Origin of the sequence: Mycobacterium sp. 1245852.3 (genome assembly GCF_001669335.1) — a bacterium.
Classification (GTDB): Bacteria; Actinomycetota; Actinomycetes; order Mycobacteriales; family Mycobacteriaceae; genus Mycobacterium; species Mycobacterium europaeum_A.
The window spans coordinates 1-2,558 of record NZ_LZLL01000368.1; the positions used below are offsets into that span (position 1 = coordinate 1).

A 2,558-nucleotide genomic window follows, 5' to 3' on the forward strand; every position below is an offset into this window, starting at 1 on the left:
TGCTGATCGCCACGGTGACCGCGCTGATCCTGGTGCTGGCGGCCAACACCGCGTTCAACGGGTTCCCGGTGCTCGGCTCGATCCTCGCGCAGCACAGCTACCTGCCGCGCCAATTGCACACCCGCGGAGACCGATTGGCGTTCTCCAACGGCATCCTGTTCTTGTCCGGGGCGGCGCTGCTGGCGATCATCGCGTTCCGCGGTGAGGTCACCGCGTTGATCCAGCTGTACATCGTCGGGGTGTTCATTTCGTTCACGCTGAGTCAGATCGGCATGGTCCGGCACTGGAGCCGGTTGCTGCGCACCGAGACCGATCCGCGGGCGCGGCGCAAGATGATGCGCTCGCGGGTGGTCAACACGGTCGGGTTGCTGTCCACCGGCGCGGTGCTGTTGGTGGTGTTGGTGACGAAGTTCGTCTCCGGCGCGTGGATCGCCCTGTTCGCGATGAGCCTGCTGTTCGGCGTGATGAAAATGATTCACCGGCACTACAACACCGTGAACCGCGAATTGGCCGAGCAGGCCGCCGCGCAGGACGACGTGGTGCTGCCCAGCCGCAATCACGCCGTGGTGCTGGTGTCGAAATTGCACCTGCCGACCCTGCGTGCGCTGGCTTACGCCAGGGCCACCCGGCCCGACGTTCTCGAGGCGGTGACGGTCAGCGTCGACGATGCCGAGACCCGCGACCTGGTGCACAAGTGGGAAGAAAGCGATATCAGCGTCCCGCTCAAGGTCATCGCCTCGCCGTATCGCGAAGTCACCCGTCCCGTCCTGGAATACGTCAAACGGGCCAGGGAGGAGTCCCCGCGCACCGTGGTGACGGTGTTCATTCCGGAGTACGTGGTGGGCCACTGGTGGGAGCAGGTGTTGCACAACCAGAGCGCCCTTCGGCTCAAGGGGCGGCTGCTGTTCATGCCGGGCGTCATGGTGACTTCGGTTCCGTGGCAATTGAGTTCGTCGGAACGACGCAAGACCTTGCAGCCGCACGTGGCGCCGGGCGACGCTCGCCGGGGAATCTTCGATTGACCCGCGAATCGACCCGCGCGTCGCACGCGTCGGCGCCCCCGGCGGGGGAGCTGACGTTGACCACCGATGCCCCCGCCAACGGCGGCAGCTGCGTCGCCCACCACGAAGGCCGCGTGGTGTTCGTCCGGTACGCGCTGCCCGGCGAGCGGGTGCGGGTCCGGGTCACCGCGGATCGTGGATCCTATTGGCACGCAGAGGTTCTCGAGGTCCTCGAGCCGGCGCCGGGGCGCACCGCGTCGCAGTGCCCGATCGCCGGGGTGGGCGGTGCCGGCTGTTGCGACCTGGCGTTCGCGGCGCCCGAGGTCGCCCGCGCACTCAAGGCCGAAGTGGTGGCCAACCAGCTCGAGCGCCTGGGCGGGCATCGCTGGAGCGGTGAGGCCGAGCCCTTGGCGGATTCGGCGCCGACGGGGTGGCGCACCCGGGTCCGGCTCGACGTCGGACCCGACCGTCGACCCGGCTTTCACCGGTATCACAGCGACGACTTGGTGACCGACCTGCGCTGTGCGCAGCTGGCGCCCGGCATGCTCGACGGGATCGACGACATCGAGTGGCCGCCGGCGGCGCAGCTGCACGTGGCCGTCGACGACGACGGCACCCGCCACGTCGTGCGCACGCTGCGGCAGGGCAGGCACACGGCGACCAAGGTGATCCAGGGGCGCTACGAGGCGGTGCAGCGGGTGGCCGGGCGCACCTGGCAGGTGCCGGTGACCGCCTTCTGGCAGGCGCACCGCGACGCGGCGGGCGTCTACAGCGATCTGATCGCCGACTGGGCACAGCTCGGCGCCGGGATGCGCGCGTGGGATTTGTACGGCGGCGCAGGCGTTTTCGCCGCCGTGCTCGGCGACGCCGTGGGCCGCTCCGGGCGGGTGCTCAGCGTCGACACCTCGCGCGGCTCGACCCGCGCCGCGCGGGTCGCCCTGGCCGATCTGACCCAGGTGCAGATCGTCACCGACTCGGTGCGGCGCGCGCTGGCCGCGCAACGAGACCGCGCCGCGAAAGCCGATGTGGCGGTGCTGGATCCGCCGCGGGCGGGAGCCGGGCGCGAGGTCATCGACCTGCTGGCCGCCGCCTGCGTCCCTCGCGTTGTGCACATCGGTTGTGAGGCAGCATCGTTCGCCCGTGACGTCGGGCTCTACCTCAAACACGGTTACACCGTGGAGAAGATCAGGGTGTTCGACGCGTTCCCGCTGACCCATCACACCGAATGCGTGGCGCTGCTGACCCGCTAGGGAGTCTGTCGCGACGACGGTCCTCCTGGCGCATCACCGCAATGCCGCCCGGGTGAGTGTCACGACCGGCTAGACTGCGTCGCGGTGTGCCGGGAAGTCTGGTCGGCGATGTCTTGAAGGAACACTGTCGATCGATCGAAAGGCCCGCGTGCATACCATCAAAGAACGGGCCGTGGCTGTCGAGTCTTGTCGAACGTGTGCGCGGGACGTGCTCACCGGGTTGCTGCCGTCGTGAACGAGACTGTTCGTTACGCGCTGTTGGTGTTGCTCTCCAGCGCGGTCGGTTTGGTTGCGGTGCTGGCGAATC

2 protein-coding genes are annotated in these 2,558 nt (G+C 68.7%); both read left to right on the plus strand.

Annotated elements, in window-relative coordinates; all coding sequences use genetic code 11:
• A partial coding sequence (locus A9W96_RS16295; RefSeq protein WP_156765280.1) for an amino acid permease occupies positions 1 to 1,022 on the plus strand: 1,022 nt, incomplete at its 5' end.
• The gene (locus A9W96_RS16300; RefSeq protein WP_067141235.1) at positions 1,019 to 2,251 is read left to right on the plus strand and encodes a class I SAM-dependent RNA methyltransferase; all 1,233 of its coding nucleotides are present in this window, start codon (positions 1,019 to 1,021) and stop codon (positions 2,249 to 2,251) included. The genes A9W96_RS16295 and A9W96_RS16300, both read left to right, overlap by 4 nt.
• The last annotated feature ends 307 nt before the right edge of the window (positions 2,252 to 2,558 follow it).